16 protein-coding genes are annotated in these 19,216 nt (G+C 71.6%); 11 read left to right on the top strand and 5 right to left on the bottom strand.

What is annotated here, in order from left to right; all coding sequences use genetic code 11:
• Positions 1–19: 19 nt before the first annotated feature.
• Positions 20–1,978: an acetate--CoA ligase gene (gene acs, locus JIX56_RS20335; protein WP_257542634.1), complete on the bottom strand. Its 1,959-nt coding sequence runs from the start codon at positions 1,976–1,978 to the stop codon at positions 20–22.
• Between the two features lie 170 nt (positions 1,979–2,148).
• The gene (locus JIX56_RS20330) at positions 2,149–4,530 is read right to left on the bottom strand and encodes a bifunctional SulP family inorganic anion transporter/carbonic anhydrase (protein ID WP_257542633.1); all 2,382 of its coding nucleotides are present in this window, start codon (positions 4,528–4,530) and stop codon (positions 2,149–2,151) included.
• A gap of 262 nt (positions 4,531–4,792) precedes the next feature.
• On the opposite strand from JIX56_RS20330, the gene JIX56_RS20325 reads away from it, so the two are divergent.
• A complete protein-coding gene (locus JIX56_RS20325) occupies positions 4,793–6,094 on the top strand; it encodes a hypothetical protein (protein ID WP_257542632.1) in 1,302 nt (433 codons plus the stop codon).
• Between the two features lie 6 nt (positions 6,095–6,100).
• Here JIX56_RS20325 and JIX56_RS20320 read toward each other — a convergent pair whose 3' ends face one another.
• The gene (locus JIX56_RS20320; RefSeq protein WP_257542631.1) at positions 6,101–7,090 is read right to left on the bottom strand and encodes an ATP-binding protein; all 990 of its coding nucleotides are present in this window, start codon (positions 7,088–7,090) and stop codon (positions 6,101–6,103) included.
• A 100-nt stretch (positions 7,091–7,190) separates the two neighbouring features.
• Here JIX56_RS20320 and JIX56_RS20315 point away from each other — a divergent pair, with 100 nt between their 5' ends.
• Complete coding sequence (locus tag JIX56_RS20315; protein ID WP_257542630.1) at positions 7,191–8,024, top strand: oxidoreductase; 834 nt, start codon at positions 7,191–7,193, stop codon at positions 8,022–8,024.
• A 347-nt stretch (positions 8,025–8,371) separates the two neighbouring features.
• Here JIX56_RS20315 and JIX56_RS20310 read toward each other — a convergent pair whose 3' ends face one another.
• The gene (locus tag JIX56_RS20310) at positions 8,372–9,196 is read right to left on the bottom strand and encodes an HAD family hydrolase (RefSeq protein ID WP_257542629.1); all 825 of its coding nucleotides are present in this window, start codon (positions 9,194–9,196) and stop codon (positions 8,372–8,374) included.
• A gap of 640 nt (positions 9,197–9,836) precedes the next feature.
• Between JIX56_RS20310 and ssd the strand changes: the two genes are divergently transcribed.
• The 7 genes from ssd (at position 9,837) to JIX56_RS20275 (ending at position 15,372) form a co-directional block, all read left to right on the top strand.
• Positions 9,837–10,931 (top strand): septum site-determining protein Ssd, encoded by a 1,095-nt coding sequence (gene ssd / locus JIX56_RS20305; protein ID WP_257542628.1) that lies wholly within the window; start codon positions 9,837–9,839, stop codon positions 10,929–10,931.
• 186 nt (positions 10,932–11,117) lie between these two features.
• Complete coding sequence (locus tag JIX56_RS20300) at positions 11,118–12,503, top strand: TadA family conjugal transfer-associated ATPase (RefSeq protein WP_257550986.1); 1,386 nt, start codon at positions 11,118–11,120, stop codon at positions 12,501–12,503.
• A gap of 14 nt (positions 12,504–12,517) precedes the next feature.
• Positions 12,518–13,357 (top strand): type II secretion system F family protein, encoded by an 840-nt coding sequence (locus JIX56_RS20295; RefSeq protein ID WP_257550984.1) that lies wholly within the window; start codon positions 12,518–12,520, stop codon positions 13,355–13,357.
• On the top strand, positions 13,354–14,145 hold the full coding sequence (locus JIX56_RS20290) for a type II secretion system F family protein (protein WP_257542627.1): 792 nt from the start codon (positions 13,354–13,356) through the stop codon (positions 14,143–14,145). Before JIX56_RS20295 ends, JIX56_RS20290 begins: the two co-directional genes overlap by 4 nt.
• A 201-nt stretch (positions 14,146–14,346) precedes the next feature.
• Positions 14,347–14,520 (top strand): DUF4244 domain-containing protein, encoded by a 174-nt coding sequence (locus JIX56_RS20285; RefSeq protein ID WP_257550982.1) that lies wholly within the window; start codon positions 14,347–14,349, stop codon positions 14,518–14,520.
• Positions 14,507–14,914, top strand: coding sequence for a TadE family type IV pilus minor pilin (locus JIX56_RS20280; protein WP_257542626.1), 408 nt, complete (start codon positions 14,507–14,509; stop codon positions 14,912–14,914). The genes JIX56_RS20285 and JIX56_RS20280 overlap by 14 nt, the downstream gene beginning before the upstream one ends.
• 95 nt (positions 14,915–15,009) lie before the next feature.
• The gene (locus JIX56_RS20275) at positions 15,010–15,372 is read left to right on the top strand and encodes an Rv3654c family TadE-like protein (protein WP_257550980.1); all 363 of its coding nucleotides are present in this window, start codon (positions 15,010–15,012) and stop codon (positions 15,370–15,372) included.
• A 161-nt stretch (positions 15,373–15,533) separates the two neighbouring features.
• On the opposite strand, the gene JIX56_RS20270 is transcribed toward JIX56_RS20275, so the two are convergent.
• Positions 15,534–18,032: a DEAD/DEAH box helicase gene (locus tag JIX56_RS20270; RefSeq protein ID WP_257542625.1), complete on the bottom strand. Its 2,499-nt coding sequence runs from the start codon at positions 18,030–18,032 to the stop codon at positions 15,534–15,536.
• An 83-nt stretch (positions 18,033–18,115) separates the two neighbouring features.
• Here JIX56_RS20270 and bldG point away from each other — a divergent pair, with 83 nt between their 5' ends.
• Both bldG and JIX56_RS20260 read left to right on the top strand, forming a co-directional pair.
• On the top strand, positions 18,116–18,457 hold the full coding sequence (bldG, locus tag JIX56_RS20265; protein WP_005475923.1) for an anti-sigma factor antagonist BldG: 342 nt from the start codon (positions 18,116–18,118) through the stop codon (positions 18,455–18,457).
• A gap of 107 nt (positions 18,458–18,564) precedes the next feature.
• Positions 18,565–18,999: an ATP-binding protein gene (locus JIX56_RS20260; protein ID WP_257542624.1), complete on the top strand. Its 435-nt coding sequence runs from the start codon at positions 18,565–18,567 to the stop codon at positions 18,997–18,999.
• The last annotated feature ends 217 nt before the right edge of the window (positions 19,000–19,216 follow it).

Raw genomic sequence — 19,216 nt, 5'->3', positions numbered from 1 at the left:
TCAGTCCTCGTACGTGATCTCAGTCCTCGCTCGGCGCCGCCGGAAGCTTGGCCTGGATGAGGTCCATGACCGTGGAGTCCGTCAGCGTGGTGACGTCACCGAGCTGGCGGTTCTCCGCCACGTCCCGCAGCAGTCGCCGCATGATCTTCCCGGAGCGGGTCTTCGGCAGCTCCTGCACCGGCAGGATCCGCTTCGGCTTGGCGATCGGGCCGAGGGTGGCGCCGACGTGGTTGCGGAGGTCGGCGACGAGGCTCTCGTCCTCGGCGTTCGCCGTACCGCGCAGGATCACGAACGCCACGATCGCCTGACCGGTGGTCTCGTCGGCCGCGCCGACCACGGCCGCCTCGGCCACGGACGGGTGCGAGACGAGCGCGGACTCCACCTCGGTGGTGGAGATGTTGTGGCCCGATACGAGCATCACGTCGTCGACGCGCCCGAGAAGCCAGATGTCCCCGTCGTCGTCCTTCTTCGCCCCGTCACCGGCGAAGTACTTGCCCTCGAACCGAGACCAGTACGTGTCGAGGAACCGCTGGTCGTCGCCCCAGATGGTGCGCAGCATCGACGGCCACGGCTCGGTGAGGACCAGATAGCCACCGCCGCCGTTCGGCACCTCGTTCGCCTCGTCGTCGACGACGGTCGCGGAGATGCCCGGCAGCGGCGTCTGCGCGGACCCGGGCTTGGCCGCCGTCACACCCGGCAGCGGCGAGATCATCATCGCGCCGGTCTCGGTCTGCCACCAGGTGTCCACGATCGGCGTCGCGTCGGACCCGATGTGCTTCCGATACCAGATCCACGCCTCGGGGTTGATCGGCTCCCCGACGGACCCGAGGACGCGGAGGGAGGACAGATCGAACTTCGCGGGGATGTCGTCGCCCCACTTCATGAACGTACGGATGGCCGTGGGAGCCGTGTAGAGGATCGTCACCCCGTACTTCTGCACGATCTCCCAGAACCGCCCCTGGTGCGGGGTGTCCGGCGTGCCCTCGTACATGACCTGCGTCGCGCCGTTCGCCAGCGGCCCGTACACGATGTACGAGTGGCCGGTGACCCAGCCGACGTCGGCCGTGCACCAGTACACGTCCGTCTCCGGCTTGAGGTCGAAGACGGCGTGGTGGGTGTACGACGTCTGGGTGAGGTAGCCGCCGGAGGTGTGCAGGATGCCCTTGGGCTTACCCGTCGTCCCGGACGTGTAGAGGATGAACAGCGGGTGCTCGGCCCCGAAGGCCTCGGGGGTGTGCTCGGCGGGCTGCCGGTCGACGATCTCGTGCCACCACACGTCACGGGAGTCGTTCCAGGCGACGTCCTGGCCGGTGCGGCGCACGACGAGGACATGCTCGATGGTGCCCGCCTTGGTGACCGCCTCGTCCACGGCCGGCTTGAGCGCGGACGGCTTGCCGCGCCGGTAGCCGCCGTCGGAGGTGATGACCACCTTGGCGTCGGCGTCCTGGATACGGGTCGCGAGCGCGTCCGCGGAGAAGCCGCCGAAGACGACGGAGTGCGCGGCACCGATCCGGGCGCAGGCGAGCATTGCCACGGCCGTCTCCGGGATCATCGGCATATAGACCGCGACCCGGTCGCCCGCCTGAACTCCCAGCTCCAGCAAAGCGTTCGCGGCCTTGCTCACCTCGTCCTTGAGCTCGGCGTAGGTGATGGCCCGGCTGTCCCCGGGCTCGCCCTCGAAGTGGATGGCGACCCGGTCGCCGTTTCCGGCCTCGACATGCCGGTCGACGCAGTTGTACGCGACGTTGAGCTCGCCGTCCTTGAACCACTTGGCGAACGGCGGGTTCGACCAGTCCAGCGTCTCGCTCGGCTCCTTGGCCCAGGTCAGCCGACGGGCCTGCGTGGCCCAGAAGCCGAGCCTGTCAGCCCTGGCCTGTTCGTACGCCTCGGCCGTGACGTTGGCGTTCGCGGCCAGGTCAGCGGGCGGCGCGAAGCGTCGCTCCTCCTTCAAGAGGTTGGCCAGGCTTTCGTTGCTCACGACATCTCCCTTGCGGTGCTTTGCCGGGGCGTCAGTTGTGTCCCAGGCCACAGCTCATCAGACCCGGACCCCCGATGACAAGGGCCTTCCTCGGATTGGTTTAGACCTGTGGGTGGGTGGCCCTGCGGCCAGGACGCCACCCGTTCCCACGGACCGGGACGGAGTTCGGTTCACGCGCGCGTGTCGTGCAGGACCGGCCCGGTCGGGCCGACCGACCCGGCCGTTCCGGCGACCTGGTCGAAGACTCCGCTGTCCGGGGCTTCCTCGGTGAGCAGGTACGCCTGTGCCTCGCCCACATGGAAGTACATCCCGTGCAGTTCGAGCGCGCCCTCACGCAGGGCTCGGGCGACGGCGTCATGGGCTCGCAGGTGTTCCAACTGCTGGATGACGTTGGTCAGGCAGAGCTGTTCGACGGCGTCGGCGGGTTCGCGGTCGGCGAGGCGGGCCCAGGGTCTGTTCTTGTCGGTCGCGCGGTCCAGGCTGGGCCTGCCGTGCCGCAGCCAGCGCTTGAGGGGAGTCTGGGCGCCGTTCGGGTCGGTCTTGAGCAGGGCCTGCATCGCGCCGCATCCGGAGTGCCCGCAGACCGTGATGGACCGTACGTTCAGTACCTCCACCGCGTACTCGATCGCGGCCGCCACCGAGTCGTCGCCGCTCTCCTCCCCGGGCAGCGGCACGAGGTTGCCGACATTGCGTACGACGAAGAGGTCGCCGGGGCCGCTGGAGGTGATCATCGAGGTGACGAGCCGGGAGTCGGCGCAGGTCAGGAAGAGCTGCGAGGGCTGCTGTCCCTCGCGCGCCAGCCGGGCCAGCTCATCGCGCACCAGGGGAGCGGTGTGGTGCTGGAACGCGCTGATGCCGCGCGCCAGTTGATGACCGCGCGGTCCCTCGGCCGCCTCCTCCTGCGGTGTGCCCGCGGCCGGGGTGGCCGGTGCCTCGCACTGGTGGTTGCGCCAGGGTGTCCAGGGCCGGCAGCGGCAGCCGGCCGCCGAGGTGCCGGCGGGTTCGGCGATACGGGTGCCGGCGCGGCCGGTGATCTCCACGGAGCCGCCGCGCGCTTGGTGCGCGTGCTGCCAGTCCTGCAGCGACTCGTACGCCGCGTGGTCCATGAACGACCCGTCCAGCTCCACGACCACGGCGGCCCCCTGGGGGACCTGATGCAGGGCGCGGCTGAGGCGGGGCACGGCGAGGAACGTCAACTGCCCTCGTACGCGGACGTGATGGACTCCTTCCTTGTCCTCGTGGGTGATGCGTGTGCGGGTGAGGCGGTGCAGGGCGACACCGACGGCCACGGCGATGCCGAGCGCGACGCCTTCCAGGACGCCCAGCAGGACGACGCCGAATGTGGTGACGGCGTAGACCAGCACCTCGCGGTGGCGGGTGACCGTGCGGATGTGGTGCAGGGACACCATCTGGACCCCGACGGCCATCACCAGGGCGGCGAGTGAGGCGAGGGGGATCAGCTCCAGGACGGGGACCAGGAGCAGTGCGGCCGCTACTACCCAAACGCCGTGCAGCATCGTGGAGTTCCGGCTGACGGCGCCGGTGTGCACATTGGCCGCGCTGCGTACGGCGACGCCGGTCACCGGCAGGCCGCCGAGGGCGCCGGAGACCACATTGGCCGCGCCCTGGCCGCGTAGTTCCCGGTCGAGGTCGGAGCGGGGGACACGGGGTTCGCCGCGGGCGGTGACGAGCTTGTCGACGGCCACGGCGGAGAGCAGGGACTCGACGCTGCCGACCAGGGTGATGGTGAGGACGGCCGCCGCGATGCCCAGGACGGGGCCGTCGGGCAGCTGCGGCAGGGCGTGGCTGGACCAGGACGGCAGGTCCACGCGGGCCAGGTGCAGCCCGGTGAGCGCGGCCACGGCTGTGGCGGCGGCCACGGCGATCAGGGCTGCCGGGATCCGTCGTACGGCGCGGCCGACGCGCCCCGGGATGCGTGGCCAGGCCAGCAGAACGGCGAGGGTGAGCGCGCTGAGGGACAGGGCGCCGGGGTGCAGGTCGGCCAACTGGGCGGGCAGCGCGCCGACGTTGGCGACGACGGAGCTCTGCGGGGTGCCGCCGAGCACGATGTGCAGCTGGGCGACGGCGATGGTGACGCCGATGCCGGCGAGCATGCCGTGCACGATCGCGGGGCTGACGGCGAGTGCCGAGCGGGCCACGCGCAGGTGGGCCAGGCCCAGTTGGGAGAGGCCGGCGAGGACGGTGATGGCGCAGGTGGTGCGCCAGCCGTACTGGTGGATGAGGTCGGCGGTGACGACGGTGAGACCGGCCGCCGGGCCGCTGACCTGGAGGGGGGAGCCGCCCAGGCGCCCGGCGACGAGGCCGCCGACGGCGGCGGCGACGAGGCCGGCCTGGAGCGGGGCGTCGGTGGCGAGGGCGATGCCCAGGGACAGGGGGAGGGCGATCAGGAAGACCGCGATGGAGGCGGACAGATCGGCGGCCGCGATAGGGAACCGGCGGCGCGGGCCCTCCGGGGGGCTGGGCGGTTGGTGATCAAGCTCCGTCCGGTTCGGGTCCGGGTCGGTGGCGTGGGTGGGGACGCAGGCGGACATGTTCTCCCGTCTCCTCCGGGGCTGCGCGGTCGCGTCGGTTCGCGGCCGTGGGTCACGGCGTACAGCGGCGGGATTTCTCAACGCTCAGTAAACGAATCGTAATGCAGGGTAAAGGAAATGCAAGAACATTAGTGGCAAATGGGTGACATGGTCACCCATGAGGATGAATGAATCTTTTCATCGGCTTGTCGTATTAATTCGATCGAGACTCTGTGTGACGTTGGCCGCTCTGCCCCTGAGCGAAGGAAGAAGGTGGGCGGACATGGCCGTCACCCAGAGGATCGCCGCCGGCGTCACGCTCGCCGCGACCTGCGCCGCGGCGCTCGCCGGATGCGGGATCGGTGAGCCGACAGCCGGCTCACCTGGTGCGAAGGAAACGGAGAAGGAGGGCGGGCGGGGCGTACCCGTCACGAAGGAGGGCGCCCAGGCGCCGCCCAAGGCCGCGGTCCGGCTGATCGGCGACGGCTCCACCGCGTACACCGGTGTCCAGCCGCAGCTGCCCGGACCCGAGCGGCTGAGGCCCGGTCAGAAGCCCCCGCAGTTCGTGGTCTTCTCCTGGGACGGCGCGGGCGAGGACGGCCAGCGGCTCTTCTCGCACTTCCGCAAGGTGGCCCGCGCCAACGACGCGACGATGACGTACTTCCTCAGCGGCGTGTACATGCTGCCGGAGGAGAAGCGGGACCTGTACCGCCCGCCCCAGCACTCACCGGGCCGCTCCGACATCGGCTTCAACGACGTACGCGGAATCAAGGACACCGTGGAGCAGCTGCGCGGCGCGTGGCTGGAGGGCAACGAGATCGGCACGCACTTCAACGGCCACTTCTGCGGCCCCGGCGGCGGGGTCGGCGAGTGGTCGGTCGAGGAGTGGAAGAGCGAGATCGCCCAGGCCAAGGCGTTCGTGAAGGCCTGGAAGACCAACACCGGCACGGAGGAGGCCGAGCCCCTGCCCTTCGACTACGACAAGGAACTGATCGGCGCCCGCACACCCTGCCTGGAGGGCCAGAAGAACTTCATGAGGGCCGCCCGCGAACTGGGCTTCCGCTATGACACCAGCGGCATCAAGGAGCAGGTCTGGCCCGAGAAGAAGGACGGGCTCTGGGACCTGTCGATGCAACTCGTCCCCGTCCCGGGGCGCGCATTCGAGACGCTGACGATGGACTACAACTTCTACGTGAACCAGTCCGGGGCCCGGGCGGGCGCTCCGGCCAAACGGGAGTACTGGGGCGACCAGTTCCGTGACGGGCTGCTCGCGGGCTTCGAGCGCGCCTACGAGGGCAACCGCGCGCCCCTGATCATCGGCAACCACTTCGAGTCCTGGAACGGCGGCGTCTACATGCGGGCCGTCGAGGAGACCATCGAGACGGTCTGCGGCAAGGCCGAGGTGCGCTGCGTCTCCTTCCGGCAACTCGCCGACTGGCTCGACGCCCAGGACCCGAAGGTCCTGGACAGGCTGCGCACCCTGGAGGTCGGTCAGTCCCCGAAGGAGGGCTGGAAGACCTTCCTCTCCGCCGGACCGGCGCCGGCCCCCAAGGGCGTTCCGGGGGCTCCGGCGGCCAAGCCGTAGCCGCGCTCACACGGAAGCGGCAACCCCTTCGCGGAGCACGAACTCGGGGTCGATCTGTGCCGCCAGGTCGGCCCCCGTCCGTTCGTTGCCCCAACTGGTCGCGTTCTTCAGGTGGAAGTGCGCCATCTGGCGCGTGTAGCGCTCCCAGTCGCGCAGCTCGTAGGTGGCGTCCGCCGCGTCGTGAAGAACGCGCAGGGAACGGCGGTTGGGCTCCTCCAGGTGCTCGAAGCGGGGCGGGCGGCCCTTCTCCAGGGCGCGCACCCAGTCCGAGTGCCCGAGGGCGACCAGGAGGTCGTCCCCGACCTCGGCGCGCAGGAAGTCGAGGTCGTCGTTGTTGTCGTCGCCCCGCACCTTGTTGCCGACGACCTTCAGGGCGACGCCGTAGTCACTGGCGTACTCCTTGTACTGGCGGTAGACGGAGACCCCTCTCCGGGTCGGCTCGGCGACGAGGAACGTCATGTCGAAGCGGGTGAACATGCCGGACGCGAAGGAGTCCGAACCGGCCGTCATGTCGACCACCACATACTCGTCGCGGCCGTCCGCCAGGTGGTTCAGGAACAGCTCCACCGCTCCCGTCTTGGAGTGGTAGCAGGCGACCCCGAGGTCGGCGTCGGTGAAAGGGCCGGTGACCATCAAACGGATCGCACCGCCGTCGAGTTCCACCGGGCGGGCGCAGGCGTCATAGATCGCGTTGGGCTCGCAGACGCGCACCAGGCGTGAGCCGTCGCCGGGCGGGGTGGTCTTGATCATCGTCTCGGCGGAGGCGATCCGCGGGTTGGAGCCGCGCAGATGGTTCTTGATCAGTGACAGCCGGTCGCCCATCGCGGGCAGCTCGGCGGCCTCCGACTCGTCGAGGCCGAGGGCGGCGCCCAGGTGCTGGTTGATGTCGGCGTCGATGGCGACGACCGGCGCTCCGGAGGCGGCGAGATGGCGGATGAACAGGGAGGACAGCGTGGTCTTGCCACTCCCGCCCTTCCCGACGAAAGCAATTTTCATGTTCACCAAGGGTAGGGGGGCGATTGCCGAGGGTGCTCAGGTGGCGGTGGAACACCACTCCTTCGAGGGGTGGGCGCCCGGTGCGCGTAGGGTCGTACTCATGAGTACGACAGGTGCGGCCGCCGATCCGCTGGCGGCCCTGGGAGAGCTTCCCGGTGTGGCCGAGTCCGTGGAGTCCGTGCGCAAGGCCGTGGACCGGGTCTACGGCCACCGCGTCATGCGGCGTCGCAGCAACGCGGTCACCTCCGAGGCCGCCCTGCGCGGCGCGCGTGGTTCGGCGGCGCTGTCCGGTGCCGACTGGGCACTGGAAGAGGTGCGTCGTCGTACCGACTTCAGCGGCCAGGACGGCGACTTGGAGGCCCGCACCGTGGGCGCCGCGCTGCGGCTGACCGCCGAGGCGGGCCAGCTGCTGTCCATCTGGCGGCAGTCGCCCCTTCGGGTACTGGCCCGGCTGCACCTGGTGGCGGCCGGAAGCGACGACGCGCGCGTGGGACGGCCCCGACAGGACGGCGAGCCCGTCGACGAGCCCCTCGTCGAGCTGCCCCCGCCGGGCGCCGCCGAGGTCGCAGGCCGGCTCGACGGTCTCTCGGAGCTGATCATCAAGGGCAGTGCTGCCCCCGCCCTGGTGACCGCCGCCGTCGTCCACGGCGAGCTGCTCGCCCTGCGGCCCTTCGGCTTCCACAACGGCCTCGTCGCGCGCGCGGCCGAGCGCATCGTCCTGATCGGTAGCGGCCTCGACCCCAAGTCGGTCTGCCCGGCGGAGGTCGGCCACGCGGAACTCGGCCGCGCCGCCTATCTCGCCGCCCTCGACGGCTATGTCTCCGGCACCCCGGCGGGGATGGCGGCCTGGATCGCCCACTGCGGCAGAGCCATCGAACTGGGCGCGCGCGAGTCGACAGCGGTGTGCGAAGCGCTGCAGCGCGGGGCGGCTTAGAAGTCCGGAAAAGGGTTGCGGCGGTACGAGAATTCGTACCGCCGCTGGCATGTCCACCCGGTTACCAAGCGTCCTCGATATATTGCCCATCAGGCCGGGAACTGTGGCCCGTGACCTGGTGCGGCTGGCCCGTAATCGACGGGTCGACGTCGCGTGGGTGCCCGGTGTTCATGCTGGGTCCGTGGGGCCAAAATGAGTTTTTAAAGGTGATCCTTTCGGATGTCCTTTGGTCTCGCGGGCCTTGAATCCTTTCTACTCCAGGACCGGAGCAAGCGGAAGCCCTCGATGCGCTTCTTTACTTTTGGGCTCAAAGAGGGTGAATCGGCAGCCGATGCGGCGACCACAGGTCAGGCGGTCGCCACCCGGCGCCGGCTCGCGTACCAGACGAGCCCCGCGGTGGCCGCCGCGGCGCCTATGGCGGCGGCCGCGAGGAGCGCGGGCCGCGGCCGTACGGCCAGCCGCTGCTTGAGGCGCACCGGGCGGTGGAAGTCGAGAATGGGCCACCCGCGCGCGAGGGCCTCCTTGCGCAGCGTCCGGTCCGGGTTCACCGCGTGCGGATGCCCCACGGCCTCCAACATCGGCAGGTCCGTCGCCGAGTCGCTGTACGCGAAGCAGTGCGCGAGGTCGTACTCCTCGGACTCCGCCAGCTCCCGGATCGCCTCCGCCTTGGTCGGACCGTAGGCGTAGTACTCCACCTCGCCGGTGAAGCAGCCGTCGTCGCCGACGACCATCCGGGTCGCCACCACCCGGTCCGCGCCGAGGAGTTCACCGATCGGCTCGACCACCTCGGCGCCGGAAGTGGAGACGATGACGACGTCCCGCCCGGCGATGTGGTGCTCCTCGATGAGGGACGCCGCCTCGTCGTAGATGATCGGGTCGATCAGGTCGTGAAGGGTCTCGGCGACGATGTCCTTCACTTGTTGGACGTTCCAGCCCCGGCACAGAGCGGACAGATACTTCCGCATCCGCTCCATCTGGTCGTGGTCGGCGCCGCCCGCGAGGAACACGAACTGGGTGTACGCCGTCCGCAGGGCGGCCCTGCGGTTGATCAGGCCGCCTTGGTAGAACGACTTGCTGAACGTGAGAGTGCTCGACTTCGCAATGACCGTCTTGTCCAGGTCGAAGAAGGCCGCTGTACGGGGCAAGGAGTGGTTTTCCACGAGGCAGAGCATAGGCGCCCGCCATTCGGGCTAGTGTGGGGCGCGTGGGTTTGCCTGAGAGGCCTCTCGGGTACACCATGGAAGTCACGGATCGTTCGCGACCGTGCTAACGCGGCCCGGCTCCTCCCCCCCCGAGTCGGCCGTGGAGACGACCCCCACTCTCCCCCCCGGTGGGGGTCGTCGCATGTCCGGATGCGTTTTCCCCACCTCTTCCCAGCCCGCGAGGCGCACCAGAGCCCTCGTGGGCTTTCCTCTGCCCCAGCACAGGATCCCTCACTGTGCGTAGCCGTGGTGCTGCGCTGTGGAAGTCGCCCGCGCGTCGCCTGTTCGGGTGACGGCGATATTCACAAGCGTCGAGTTGTCCACAGTTATCGACCAAGATCCACACGATTTCCGGGATGGCTGCACCGTGATTCCAGCGCGTCCCGGCGGCGGCGAGTTCATGGCCGCTTCGGTTTCCCGGACGCGTATGGCCGGTTTCCTTCGGCCGCCCCTATGGCGGCCGATCGCCGGTTCTCACACAGGAGTTGAAGACGGGCGCCCGGAAGGCCGGGTGCCGTGGATACGGGCGTCCAGACATGGGCGGGACTCGCGAACGCCGGAAGGCCGGCCGCGGGGCCCGTGCGGGACGCAGCGAAGGGGGCTGGAGATCGTGGCGGGAGCCATCACCGACGACCGGGCGTCCGCCGCCGAGGGGCGGCAGGGCAGGCCGTTGATCGTCACCGAGGACGTGGACCTGCTGGACGACCTACTGCGCCTGTGCGCGGCCGCGGGCGCCAGAGCGGAGGTCCACCACGGGGTGCCGGAGGGCCGGGGCCGGTGGGAGACGGCGCCGCTCGTGCTGGTCGGTGACGACGCGGCACGGCGGCTGCGCGGGGCCGCGCGCAGACGGGGAGTCGTGCTCGTCGGCAAGGACCAGGACGACTCCGGGGTCTGGCAGCGGGCCGTGGAGATCGGCGCGGACCACGTCCTGATGCTGCCGGACGGCGAGCAGTGGCTCGTCGACCGCATCGCCGACGTGGCCGAAGGGGTCGGCAGGCCCGCGCTCACGGTCGGCGTGATCGGCGGCCGTGGCGGCGCCGGCGCGTCCACGCTGGCCTGCGCGCTCGCCGTCACCTCCGCGCGACAGGGCAGGCGCACGCTCCTCGTGGACGCCGATCCGCTGGGCGGCGGCCTCGACGTGCTGCTCGGCGGTGAGAGCGCCGAGGGACTGCGCTGGCCGGCCTTCGCCGCCTCGCGCGGGCGGGTCGGCGGCGGCGCCCTGGAGGAGTCGCTGCCCGAGCTGCACTCCCTGCGCGTGCTCAGCTGGGACCGCGGCGACGCCGTCGCCGTCCCGCCTCAGGCGGTGCGCGCGGTCCTCGCCGCGGGCCGGCGGCGAGGTGGCGCGGTCGTCGTCGACCTACCGCGCCGCATCGACGAAGGCGTGGCCGAGGCTCTCGCCCAGATCGATCTGGGCATCCTGGTCGTTCCCGCCGAACTACGCGCCGTCGCGGCCGCCTCACGGGTCGCCTCCGCCTTCGGGATGGTCCTCCGTGACCTCCGCGTCGCGGTCCGGGGGCCGTACGCGCCGGGGCTCGACGACCACGAGATCGCCCGCCTCCTCGGCCTCCCCCTCGCCGGTGAAGTGCCCGCCGAGGCCGGACTGCCGGACGGCGGCAAACCCCCGGGAGGCATCCCGCGCGGGCCACTCGCTCGCTTCTGCGAGGGCTTCTGGAAGCGGGTGGCGGTCGGGGATGAGCACGGATGAGCGAGGGCACCGGGCGCGGGGTTTCGGACGACGGCCAGGTGGCGGGAGAAACGGCTCGCCGGGCCTTGGACGGGGGCGAGGAACGGTGAATCGGATGTGTGACGACGGGCTGCCGGGCGGCGGCGAGCCGTGGGGACCTGAGCCTTTCGCGTGGTTTCTGATCGTGGGTGAGGCCGAGTGAACGGGATGCCCGACGACGGGCTGTTGGACGGGGTACGGCAGTGGCTCGTCGAGAGCGGGGCCGAGCCGACGCCCGCGCGCGTGGCGCAGGCGTTGCGGGAGCGGGGACGGGTGCTCGGGGACGCCGAGGTGCTCGGAGCGGCCGAGCGGCTGCGGTCGGAGTTGGTGGGGAGCGGCCCGTTGGAGCCGCTGCTCGCCGATCCGTCGGTCACCGATGTGCTGGTGTCGGCACCGGACCGGGTGTGGGTGGACCGGGGCGGCGGCCTGGAGCTGACCAGGGTCTCCTTCCCGGATGCGGCGGCCGTACGACGGCTCGCACAGCGCCTGGCGGCCGTCGCCGGACGCCGACTGGACGACGCCCGGCCGTGGGTGGACGCCCGGCTCCCGGACGGCACCCGGCTCCACGCGGTGCTGCCACCGGTGGCCGTCGGCTCCACCTGCCTGTCCCTGCGGGTCGTACGGCCCCGGGCCTTCACCCTCGCCGAACTGGCGGCGGCGGGCACGGTGCCGCCCGGCGGCGACCGGGTCCTGCGGGCCCTGATCCGCTCCCGGTTGTCGTACGTCATCAGCGGCGGGACCGGGACCGGCAAGACCACGCTCCTGAGCGCGCTGCTCGGCCTGGTCGACCCCGGCGAGCGGATCGTGCTGGCCGAGGACTCGGCGGAGCTGCGGCCCGACCATCCGCATGTGGTGCGGCTGGAGGGCAGACCGGCCAACCAGGAGGGCGTGGGCCTCGTCGAACTCCAGGACCTGGTCCGGCAGGCGCTGCGGATGCGCCCGGACCGATTGGTGGTCGGCGAGGTGCGGGGGCCCGAGGTCGTCTCTCTGCTGGCCGCCCTGAACACCGGCCACGAGGGCGGCTGCGGGACCTTGCACGCCAACGCCGCGGGACAGGTACCGGCCCGTCTGGAGGCCCTTGGCACGGCCGCCGGGCTCGACCGGGCCGCACTGCACAGCCAGTTGGCGGCCGCGCTGTCGGTGGTCCTGCACCTCGTACGGGACCGGGACGGCCGGCGGCGGATCGCCGAGGTGCATGTGCTGGAGCGCGACGAGTCGGGGCTGGTGGTGACCGTACCCGCGCTGCGCTGGGGCACGGAGGCGTTCGTGTACGAGCGGGGCTGGGAGCGGCTGCGGGGGCTGCTCCGAGATGGGCTGCGTGGCCGGGGCGATGGGCTCCCGGATCGGGTTGAGGACGGGGGAGAGGGGTTTCGGGGTGGGCTGCGCGGCCGGGGTGACGGGCTTCCGGATCGGGTTGAGGACGGGGAGGGGCTTCGAGGGCGGACCCCGGGAGGTGGGCGGGGAGAGCCGGGGAGCAGAGGGCCGGTCAGGTCCGGGAACGGGCTGTCGGCCGGGCGGGGCGACGGACTTCTGGAAGGGAGTGAGCGGCGGTGACGGGGGTCGGCGAGATGTCGGTCGGGGTGGTGGCCGTGACGTGTGCCGGGGCGGCGGCCTGGATGGCGGGGGATGGGCGCGGGGCCGGAGTTCGGCGGGCTCGGTCGCTGTTGGCGGGTGGCGGGGCGGTGGGGCCGCCGGCCTGGGAGCGGGTGGTCGGTCGGGTACGGCGGCTGGGGGTGGAGTGGTGGGCGCCGGTGGCCGGGGCGGTGATCGCGGTGCTGGGGGCCTCCGTGCTGCCGGTGCTCGCGGGGGCGGCCGGGGTGCCGTTGCTCAGGCGGGTGCGGCGGGCGGCGGAGGAGCGCCGGGCCCGGGAGCGGCGGGGCGATGCCGTGGTCACGCTGTGCGCGGCGCTCGCCGGGGAGGCACGGGCCGGGCGGCAGCCGGGTGAGGCGTTGGCGCGGGCCGCCCGGGACTCGGGCGGGCTGGGCGAGGCCCAGGCCGTGGTGTTGGCGGCGGCACGGTTCGGCGGGGACGTGCCGGGCGCGCTCGCGGACGCGGCCCGGCTGCCGGGCGCCGACGGGCTGCTGGGGCTCGCCGCGTGCTGGCGGGTGGCCGTGGACCGGGGCGCGGGCCTCGCGGCCGGGCTGGACCGTCTGGAGGGTGCCCTGCGCGCGGAGCGGGACCAGCGGGCAGACCTGCGCGCCCAGTTGGCCGGTGCCCGGTCGACGGCGGTGATGCTCGCCGGTCTCCCGGTACTGGGCCTCCTGCTGGGCACCGCGCTCGGCGCCGACCCACTGCACGTGGTGCTGCACAGCACGGCCGGGCTGGGCTGTCTGCTGGTCGGCGCGGCGCTGGAGGGCGCCGGCCTGTGGTGGGCGCTTCGGATCGTACGGGGAGCTGAGGCCGCGTGAGCGGGGAAGTCATCCACAGGCTGGGGGTGGTCATCGGCGCGGTCGTGGGACTGTGGTGGCTGGCCCGGTCGCTCGACACCGCGCGGCGTGAACGGTGGCTGCGTGCCCGGCTGGCCACGGTGCTCGCCGCCGCGGCCGAGCCGCCCCGACGGGACCTCGTGCCACGGGGTGCCGTACGACGATGGCTGCCGGTAGCCGGGGCGGTCTGTGCCGGGTGGGTGCTCGTCGGCGGCCTTCTGGGGCTGCTGCTGGGGCTGGCTGCGGGAGTCGGGGTCTGGCAGTGGCTGCGGAGGGCGCGGCGCGCGGGCGGTGACCCGGCAGAGGCGTACGACGCTGCGGGAGCCGCACGCCAACTGCCGCTCGCCGCCGATCTGCTGGCCGCCTGTATCACGGCCGGGGCGAGCCCCGTGGTGGCCGCACAGGCCGTGGGCGAGGCCCTGGGCGGGCCCGTGGGCGAGCGGCTGGCCAGGGGTGCGGCCGAGGCACGGCTCGGGGGCGAACCGGCCGAGGCGTGGCGCGCGTTGGCCGCTCTTCCCGGGGCCGGCGCTCTGGCACGGCTTCTGGAGCGCGCCGACGAGTCCGGCGTACCGGCCGCCGCCCCGGTCGCCCGCCTCGCCGCCGAGGCCCGCGCCGAGTGGGGCCGCTCGGCGACGGAACGCGCCCGCCGGGCCGCCGTGATGGTCACCGCGCCGGTGGGGCTGTGCTTCCTTCCCGCCTTCATCGCGGTGGGGGTGCTGCCGGTGGTGATCGGGCTGGCGGACGGGCTGCTGGGAGGGGGTGGGGGATGACGGCGCGGACTTGAACGAACGAACGGTGAGCGGTGAGCGGCGAGCGGTGACGACCAGCGATGACCGATAAGCAGCGATCAGTAGTCAACGGAACAGAACCTCACGGGGGTTGAGATGCACAAGGCAGTAGAGGCAGTAGGGGCAGTAGGGGCAGTGAAGGCGGTACGGGAAGCGGTGCGGGTTCGGGTGGTGCGTGCCGTGATGTGCCGGGTGCGGGCGGCGCGGAGGGATGCGGGGATGGTGACCTCCGAGTACGCGGTGGGGATCATCGCGGCGGTGGCCTTCGCCGCGGTGCTCTACAAGGTGGTGACCAGCGGGCAGGTCCAGGCGGAGCTGCAGCAGATCGTCGGGCGGGCCCTCAATGGCGGGAAATGAGCCACGTCGGCGCCGCAGGGCCCTGGGCGGCGATCAAGGGTTCGTGACGGCCGAGGCAGCCATGGCCCTGCCCGTGATGGTGCTGTTCGCGACGGCGCTCGTGTGGGCCCTGTTCGCCGCCTGCGCGCAGATCCAGATCGTGGACGCGGCCCGGGCCGGGGCTCGGGCCGCGGCGCGGCAGGATCCGTCGGCCGCGGTCGTGGCGGCGGCCCGGAGGACTGCGCCGGACGGCGCGGAGGTGAGCGTGGGCCGGGAGGGCGACTTCGTTCGTGTGGTCGTCTCGGCCCGGGCGCCGGGCCCGGACGGGCTGGGCCTCGACCTCAGCCATGAGGCGGTGGCGCTGGCCGAGCAGACGGTGGGGACGGCCGCGACGGAGGGAGTGGAGGCCGGGTGAGCACGTTCTCGGGCTCTGGCCGACTGTCGCGGGTCGCCCGCTCGGTCCGCTGGTCCCGCTGGGTCCGTTCGGTCCGTTCGGTCCGTTCATTCTCTTTGGTCCGTTCGGTCCGCTCGGACAGAGGCTCCGCGACCGTCTGGGCCGTGGGGGCGATCGCCGTGCTGTGTGCCGTGTTCGGTGCCGTTCTCACTCTGGGGCAGGCAGTGGTGGTCGGGCATCAGGCGGCCGCCGCGGCCGACCTCGCGGCCCTCGCCGCCGCCGACCACTGGATGAAGGGCGGCGAGGGGGCCTGCGCCACGGCCGAACGGGTGGCACGGGCCCAGAGAAGCCGACTCGTGCACTGCGAGGTCGAGGGAGAGATCTCGGACGTCACAGCGGCCTCGGGCATAGGCCCGCTCACCGCCGAGGCCAGGGCAAGAGCGGGCCCACCGGGTCCGGCAGCCCCGGCATCGGGCTAGGGAGGCCCACTGGAGCGCCCCGAAAGGGGCGCGGGGAACTGCGCGACCAGCCACACACGACCGGCAGTCGCCAGAACACAGTGGCCCCCGAGTCCCAAGGCGCCCGTAAACCCCGAGCTCCAAGCCGCCCTGAACCCCCGAGTCCCAAGGCGCCCCAGGCCCTAAGGCACCCGGTCCTCCCGCGGAGCGTCCGGCGCGGCGCGCAGCAGCTCGGTCAGCAGCCGTACGGCCCCCCGCTTGTGCAACGGGTCGTTGCCGTTGCCGCATTTGGGGGACTGGATGCAGGACGGGCACCCGGCGTCGCACTCGCAGGAGGCGATCGCCTGGCGGGTGGCGGTGAGCCAGGCGCGGGCGGTGTGGAAGGCGCGCTCGGCGAAACCCGCGCCGCCCGGGTGGCCGTCGTAGACGAAGACGGTCGGCAGGAGCGTATCGGGGTGGAGCGGGACGGAGACCCCGCCGATGTCCCAGCGGTCGCAGGTCGCGAAGAGGGGAAGCATGCCGATCGAGGCATGTTCGGCGGCGTGCAGGGCGCCGCCGAGGATCTCGGGGTTGATCCGGGCCGCGTCCAGCTGGTCCTCGGTGACAGTCCACCAGACGGCGCGGGTGCGCAGCGTTCGAGGAGGGAGGTCGAGTTTGGTCTCGCCGAGCACTTCGCCGGTGATGAGGCGTCGACGGAGGAAGGAGACGACCTGGTTGGTGACTTCGACGGAGCCGAAGCACAAACGGCCGTCGCCCCAGGGGACCGCGGTGTCGGTCTCCAGGACGGAGATGGCGGTGGTGTCGCGGGCGACCGTCGAATAGGGCGGGTCGGCCTGTTCGACGAGGGCGACGGAGTCCTCCAGGTCCAGTTCGCGCACCAGGTACGTACGGCCCTGGTGCAGATGGACCGCGCCCTCGTGGACGGTGGTGTGGGCGGCGCCCGCGTCCACCGTGCCGAGGAGCCGGCCCGTGCCGGTCTCGACGACCTGGACGGGGCGGCCGCCCTGGCCCCGGATGTCGGTGAGGTCGGCGGCCCGTTCGCGGCGCGTCCAGTGCCAGGCCTTGGCCCGGCGGCGGAGCAGCTTCGCGGCCTCCAGCTGCGGCAGCAACTCCTCGCACGCCGGGCCGAACAGATCGAGGTCCTCGTCCGTCAGGGGAAGTTCCGCGGCGGCGGCGCAGAGGTGAGGGGCGAGGACGTACGGGTTGTCGGGGTCGAGGACGGTCGATTCCACCGGTTGGTCGAAGAGGGCCTCGGGGTGGTGGACCAGGAAGGTGTCCAGTGGGTCGTCGCGGGCCACGAGGACGGCGAGGGCGCCCTGGCCGGAGCGTCCGGCGCGGCCGGCCTGCTGCCACAGGGAGGCGCGGGTGCCCGGGTAGCCGGCGATGAGGACGGCGTCCAGGCCGGAGATGTCGACGCCGAGTTCCAGGGCGGTGGTGGCGGCGAGGCCGAGGAGCTCGCCGGAATGGAGGGCGCGCTCGAGAGCGCGGCGTTCCTCGGGGAGATAGCCGCCGCGGTAGGCGGCCACGCGGTGGGCCAGTGAGCGGGCGCCCGTGGCGTCAGCCGCTGATGTCACTGCCGCGAGGCGCTCCTGGGCGATCACCGAGATCAGCTCGGCGCCGCGCCGGGAACGTACGAAGGCGACCGAGCGGACGCCTTGCAGGACCAGGTCGGTCAGAAGATCGGCGGTCTCGGCGGTGGCCGTACGCCGCACCGGCGCGCCCTTCTCGCCGTGGAGTTCGGTGAGTGGGGGCTCCCAGAGGGCAAACACCAGTTCGCCGCGGGGTGAGGCGTCGTCCGCGACCTCGGTGACCGGGACGCCGGTGAGGCGGCCTGCGGCGGCCGAGGGCTCGGCGGCGGTCGCGGAGGCCAGCAGGAAGACGGGTTCGGCGCCGTAGCGGGCGCACAGACGGCGGAGGCGGCGCAGCACCTGGGCGACGTGGGAGCCGAAGACGCCGCGGTAGGTGTGGCACTCGTCGATGACCACGTACTTGAGGGCGCGCAGGAAGGAAGACCAGCGGGGGTGGGAGGGGAGTATCCCGCGGTGCAGCATGTCGGGGTTGGTGAGGACGTAATTGGCGTACTGGCGCACCCACTCGCGCTCCTCGACGGGCGTGTCTCCGTCGTACACGGCCGGGCGTACGGCGTTTCCCAGAGGTTGTGAAAGTTCCTTCACGGATCGGCACTGATCCGCCGCGAGGGCCTTGGTGGGGGCCAGGTAGAGCGTGGTCGCCCCGCGGCCGTTGGGGGCCTCGGCGCCGTCCAGAAGGCGCGACAGGACCGGTACGAGGTAGGCCAGCGACTTGCCGGAGGCGGTGCCCGTGGCGACGACGACCGACTCGCCGTCCAGCGCGTGCTCGGCCACACGTGCCTGGTGGGCCCAGGGATGTTCGATTCCCGCGGCCTGCACGGCGGCGACGACTTCCGAGCGGATCCGGTCGGGCCAGACGGCATGGCGGCCCGCGCGCGGGGGCACATGCTCCGTATGAGTGATGCGCGAAGCCCGGCTTGCGCCCGAGGCGAGCCGGTCCAGGACCGTGCTCGGCGAAGGGCTGGGGGCGGTGTCCGTCGAGGATCGATCGGATCGGTGATTCTTGGCCATCGGCATCGAGTGTGTCACCGGCGTGACGGACAATGGAGCCAAGGCGTCGTGCACGCCTGCCGGTAAGTGATTGAATGCCATCGCGGCTGGCGAACCGTCCCGGGGGCTTTCAAGCCGAGGTGTCCCGAGGGGCGAACGCTCGATAGCAAGGTGCTGGAGGATCCGTGGACCTGTCCCTGTCGACCCGTACCGTCGGCGATCGTACGGTCGTCGAGGTCGGTGGCGAAATCGACGTTTATACCGCGCCCAAGCTGCGTGAGCAGCTGGTCGAGCTGGTCAACGACGGGAGTTTTCACCTCGTCGTCGACATGGAGGGCGTCGACTTCCTCGACTCCACCGGGCTCGGCGTACTGGTGGGCGGCCTGAAGCGAGTACGGGCCCACGAGGGCTCGCTGCGCCTGGTGTGCAACCAGGAGCGGATTTTGAAGATCTTCCGCATCACCGGTCTGACCAAGGTGTTCCCGATTCACACCTCGGTCGACGAAGCGGTGGCGGCCACTGACTGATCACGTCCGTCCGGGCCCCGCGCCCGGACGGCCAGAGACAAGTGAGGGGGACCGGGCCTGTGTGGCCCGGCCCTCCGACAGCACGCCCGTAGTTCCGAGGGGGATGCATGGCCACCGTTGAACTCCGCTTCAGCGCGCTGCCCGAGCACGTCCGGACCGCCCGACTGGTGGCGGCAGCGGTGGCGCGCAGGGCCGGAGTGGACGAGGCCGTCCTCGACGAGGTCAGGTTGGCCGTCGGCGAGGCGTGCACCCGTGCCGTCGGACTGCATCAGAGCAGTGGTATCTCGGCGCCGGTGCGGGTGTTGCTGATCGAGGAGGAGAAACAGTTCTCCATCGAGGTCGGCGACGAGGCGCCGCACGCCGTCCCCGGTGACAAGTCATCGGGTGCCGGTGGCGACGCGGATGCCGACATCGAGGAGGACGACATGGGCCTCGCGGTCATCAGTGGCCTCGTAGACGATGTCGAGGTCTCGGCCGGGGAGAACGGCGGACTGATCCGCATGACCTGGCCGACGACGCCGTCGATCGCGGTTCTGCCCTGATCCTCATAACTTCAAGTAGTACCGCGAGGGCCCTGCTGAGCAGGGCCCTTCGTGTTTGCCGGGCATTTATTCCGATCACCGTTCATCGGAACACCGGAATTCGTGAAGGAATTCACGATCAATCACGCGATCATTTGATCAAGCGTCAATGCTTTTGAGGCGTTACTTCTTTCGAGTAGCGTGGTGGGGTGCCGATCATTTGCTGAAGAGCATGTGA

It is taken from the genome of Streptomyces sp. CA-210063 (genome assembly GCF_024612015.1).
Taxonomy (GTDB): Bacteria; Actinomycetota; Actinomycetes; order Streptomycetales; family Streptomycetaceae; genus Streptomyces.
The sequence above is the reverse complement of the archived record's forward strand: the minus strand, read 5'-3'. Positions and strand labels throughout refer to the sequence as shown.